The organism is Patulibacter sp. NPDC049589 (genome assembly GCF_040675535.1).
In the GTDB taxonomy this organism is placed as follows: domain Bacteria; phylum Actinomycetota; class Thermoleophilia; order Solirubrobacterales; family Solirubrobacteraceae; genus Patulibacter.
The window spans coordinates 1-4,391 of the sequence record NZ_JBFAPC010000273.1 but is presented as its reverse complement, the minus strand read 5'-3'; the positions used below and the strand labels follow the sequence as shown (position 1 = coordinate 4,391).

The following is a 4,391-nucleotide window of genomic DNA, read 5'->3' as shown; positions in this document are numbered from 1 at the left end:
CCTTGGCCGTCCCGGCGGACCGGGCGGTCCGCCGGGCGCGGGTGAGCGCGTGGGCTGCGGTGCGCGCCCGCCGCCTCGCGGTGGTCGCGCGCTTCGCCGCCCGGCGCACGGTCGTCGTGCAGGTCGGCCCGACGAGCCGGTCGACGCGCAGGACGTCGACGCTCGGGTTGATCGTCCGCTCGTACGGGACCCGCGCGGGGTCGCTCGTCCCGAAGTCCGCGAGCCGCGCGATCAGGCTGCGGTTCTTCGTCAGGCCGCTCAGCGTCGTGTGGCCCCAGGCCGCCTCGGCGGGACCCATCGACCCGGCGGCGCGGCGGATCGCCGTCGCGATCTGGTCGACGATGAAGGTGTAGAGCTGCGGGTCGGCCTTCGAGGGCGCGACGAGGCCGGCGAGGCTCGCCGGGTTCGACAGGATCAGCGCGGCGCCCGGCGCCGCGGTGTTCAGCGTCTCCTCGTTCGCGAAGCCGCCCGTGCCCGAGTGGGTGTGGGTCGCCGACAGGATCACGGTGCGCTCCGTCAGGCCGAGGTCGGCGACCTTCGCGGCGACCGCCTGCTGGAGCCCCTGGGGCACGGCGAAGTCCGCCATCGCCACGAGCGCGAGCCTCTTGCCGTCCTTCTCCAGGACCATCGCGCTGGTCGTCAGGCGGGTCGAGACGCCGCGGCCGACGCGGTCCGCCCGGGTCCAGCCGCCGAGGAAGTAGCCGACCTTCGGCGGGGTCAGGTCGGCGCGGCCGACGCCGGCGCGCAGGACGCCCGCGGGGAGCTTCGCCGGCGGGCGGGGCACGGGCGCGGTCGCCTCGTAGGAGGCCGGCGGCGCGGTCCGGGCGGCGAGGCGCAGGGCGTCGGAGCCGATCGGCGTGACCGCGGCCTTGGCCGGGTGCTTGGCGGCGTAGGCCTCCTCGGCCAGTTCCTCCTGCTCGCTGTGGGCGAGAGCCGCGGGCGCGCCGCAGAGGCTCGCGAGGACGACGGCGGAGACGACGAGGCCCGCCAGGCGACGGCGCGCCCCTGGTCGACCGGCGGCCGGGGCGTCCGCCTCCGGGTCGGGGCGGCGGAAGGGTCCCGTCGCCTCCGCCCCGCCCGGCTCCGTACCAGCCGGCGTCGCGTCACCGACGCGGCACGACGAGCTCACGCGGGTCACGCCCCGAGCTCCCGGGCGACGCGCTCCCCGGCCCGCACCGCGCCGTCCATGAAGCCCGCCCAGTAGTCGGACGTCTCGGTCCCGGCCCAGTGGACGTTGCCGTGGGGCGTGCGGATCCACGAGCCGTAGGCCGCGAGCGTGCCCGGCCCGGGCAGCGCGACGGGGCCGCCGGCCGACCACTGCTCGCGCCCCCAGTCCTTCTCGAAGTAGTCGATCGGCTTGAGCGCCTGCGGGCCCGTATAGCGGGCGAACTGCTGGAGCGCCGCGGCCTTGCGCTTCGCCGGCGCCACGCCGCTCCACCTGCGCCAGCCCTGCCCGCCGCAGAAGCCGAAGAGGACGCCGGGGCTGCCCTCGGGCGGCGTGTTGTCGAAGAGCGCGCGGGCGGGCCCGCCGTCGTCCACCGCGACCGCGGCGCCGCTGAGCCCGTCCTGGCGCCAGAACGGCTTGTCGTAGACGGCCTCGATCTTCATCAGCGCGCCCATCGGGGAGCGCTGCAGCAGCTGGCGGTGCTCGGACGGCAGCTCCGGGGCGAACTGGATCGCGGCGGCCAGGGGCGGCGGGATCGCCACGACGACGCTCTTCGCCTTCCAGGTCCCCTGGTCGGAGACGACGGTCGCCGAGCCGTTCGCCTGCTCGATGCGGCGCACCGGCGCGTTCAGGACGACCTGCACGCCCTCCGCGAGCCCGAAGGACACGATCTGGCTACCGCCGAGGATCCGGGAGTCCTGCGCGCCGCCCTTGTTGCCGAGCATCCGCTCGACGGTGCCGACGTGGTTCTCGTCGCCGGAGTGCGCGACGAAGCGCGCGAAGAGGAGCAGCGTGACCTCCGCCTGGCCGGCCCCGAAGCTCGGCTCGACGAGGCACTCCACGAGCTGCTGGACCCGGGTGCCGTCGACGATGGCGCCCTTCGAGCGCAGCCACGACGCGACGGTGTCGCTCTCCAGCGCCGACGCGTTCGGCGTCTTGCTGACGTCGTTCAGGTTGACCGTCCGCGCGATCTGGTCGATCGAGCTGAGAACCTCGTTGAGCTGCAGCAGCGAGCCGGGCTCCGGCGGGATGTCGCCCGTGTAGCGCGTGACGCGACCGTCGGCGATGTAGGCGTTGTCGCCCTTCGTGTACGCCTCGTAGATCCCGACGCCGAGCTCCTTGCAGAGCGCGGTGATGTGGTTCTGGGTCGGCCCGACGTACTCGCCGCCGGCCTCGACGGCGCGCCCCGGGGCGACCTCGTGGTTGAGCGTCCGGCCGCCGACGCGGTCGCGCGCCTCGAGGACGACGACCGACGTGCCCTTCGCGGCCAGCCGGCGGGCCGCCGTCAGCCCGGAGATCCCGGCGCCGACCACGACGACGTCGACGGACTTCGACTTCGCCGGGCGCTTCTTGCGCTTGGCCGGCGCCTTCTTCGGCTTGGCGGCGTCGGCGTCCGCGGCGGCGGTGAGGGCCGCGGCGCCCGCGGCGGCTCCGGCTCCCGCTCCCAGGAGCCCTCGACGGGTGACTGCACGCTCGGACACGAAACCTCCCGGGGGATGACGAAGGCCGAGCCTACGCGCGGGTAGGTGGACAGTGCAAGGGCCAGTGTTCCGCCCGATGGCGTCCCGGGCACCGGGGGTGCCGGCGGCGCGCGTCCGCGTATGCCGTATGGGTCTCACGCCGCGGGCGCGCTCCCGTACGATGAAAGGCCTACCGAAGACCGGCCCCGCCGCCCCGTGCGGGCCCCGGATCACGCCCCGCCGACGACGCGCGCGCCGCGGCCGGCCGGGCCAGCCACCGCACCACGACCGCCCTCCGAGGACTCTCCGTGACCGATCAGACCAGCCCCGCCCGCCCGTTGAAGGTCGCCGTCGTCGGCGCCGGCCCGGCGGGCTTCTACTCCGCGGCACAGCTGTTGTCGGGCAAGGCGATCGAGGGCGAGGTCCGCGTGGACCTGTTCGACCGGCTCCCGACCCCCTACGGGCTCGTGCGGTTCGGTGTCGCTCCGGACCATCCGAAGATCAAGTCCGTCACCCGCGTCTACGAGAAGGTCGGCAAGAAGGACGGCTTCCGCTTCTTCGGCGGCGTCGAGGTCGGCAAGGACCTGACGCACGAGGACCTCACCGCCCGCTACGACGCCGTGATCTACACCACGGGGGCGTCGCACGACCGCCGGTTGGGGATCCCCGGCGAGGACCTCCCCGGATCGGTCGCGGCCACCGACTTCGTCGCCTGGTACAACGGCCACCCCGACGCCAAGGACCTCACCTTCGACCTCTCGACCAAGCGCGCCGTGGTCATCGGCAACGGCAACGTCGCCGTCGACGTCGCCCGCATGCTCGCCCTCACGCCGGCCGAGCTCAAGGTCACCGACACCGCCGACCACGCCATCGAGGCGCTGTCGAACAGCGAGATCGAGGAGATCGTGATCCTCGGCCGCCGCGGCCTCGCGCAGGCCGCGTTCACCAACCCCGAGCTCCGCGAGCTCGGCGAGCTGGAGGACGCCGACATCGTCGTCTCGCCGTCCGACGTCGACCTCGACGAGGGCTCCAAGAACTGGCTCTCGCGCGACGGCGCCGACGCCCGCGAACAGAAGAACGTCGACATCGCCACCGAATACTCCACGCGGACCCCGTCGGGCAAGACCCGCAAGGTCATCCTCCGGTTCCTCGCCTCCCCCGTGAAGATCATCGGCACCGACCGCGTGGAAGGCATCGAGATCGTCAAGAACGAGCTGATCGCCGACGACGACGGCTGGCTCTCCGCCCGCCCCACGTCGGAGACCGAGACGATCGAGACCGGCCTGATCCTGCGCTCCATCGGCTACCGCGGCCGCCCCCTCCCCGGCGTCCCGTTCGACGAGCAACGCGCCACGATCGACAACCTCGACGGCCGCGTCATCGACCAGGAATCGGGCGAACCCGTCCCCGGCCTCTACACCGCCGGCTGGATCAAGCGCGGCCCCTCCGGCATCATCGGCACCAACAAGAAGTGCGCCAACGACACGATCGCCGAGCTCGCCGCCGATCACGCCGCCGGCAAGCTCACCGTGCCCACGGACGAGTCCGACATCGCCGAGCTCGTCGCGCAGAACGCGCCCGACCACGTCGACTTCGCCGGCTGGCTGCGCATCGACGCCCACGAGCAGGCCCTCGGCGAGCCGCAGGGCCGCCCCCGCGTCAAACTCGTCGACGTCGACGAGATGACCCAGGTCGCCCACGCCACCGCGGACTCCGAGCGCTGGGCACGGACCCGGTACCCGGACCTGCGCCACTACGCCGTGGCG

Annotated in this window: 3 protein-coding genes; 1 reads left to right on the top strand and 2 read right to left on the bottom strand. The window is 73.8% G+C overall.

What is annotated here, in order from left to right; translation table 11 throughout:
* Together AB0L40_RS26820 and AB0L40_RS26815 are read right to left on the bottom strand one after the other, a co-directional pair.
* On the bottom strand, window positions 1–1,129 hold a 1,129-nt coding region (locus tag AB0L40_RS26820), incomplete at its 3' end, for a neutral/alkaline non-lysosomal ceramidase N-terminal domain-containing protein (RefSeq protein WP_364361714.1).
* A gap of 5 nt (window positions 1,130–1,134) precedes the next feature.
* Window positions 1,135–2,646: an FAD-dependent oxidoreductase gene (locus AB0L40_RS26815; RefSeq protein ID WP_364361712.1), complete on the bottom strand. Its 1,512-nt coding sequence runs from the start codon at window positions 2,644–2,646 to the stop codon at window positions 1,135–1,137.
* Between the two features lie 287 nt (window positions 2,647–2,933).
* Here AB0L40_RS26815 and AB0L40_RS26810 point away from each other — a divergent pair.
* On the top strand, window positions 2,934–4,391 hold a 1,458-nt coding region (locus AB0L40_RS26810), incomplete at its 3' end, for an FAD-dependent oxidoreductase (protein ID WP_364361710.1).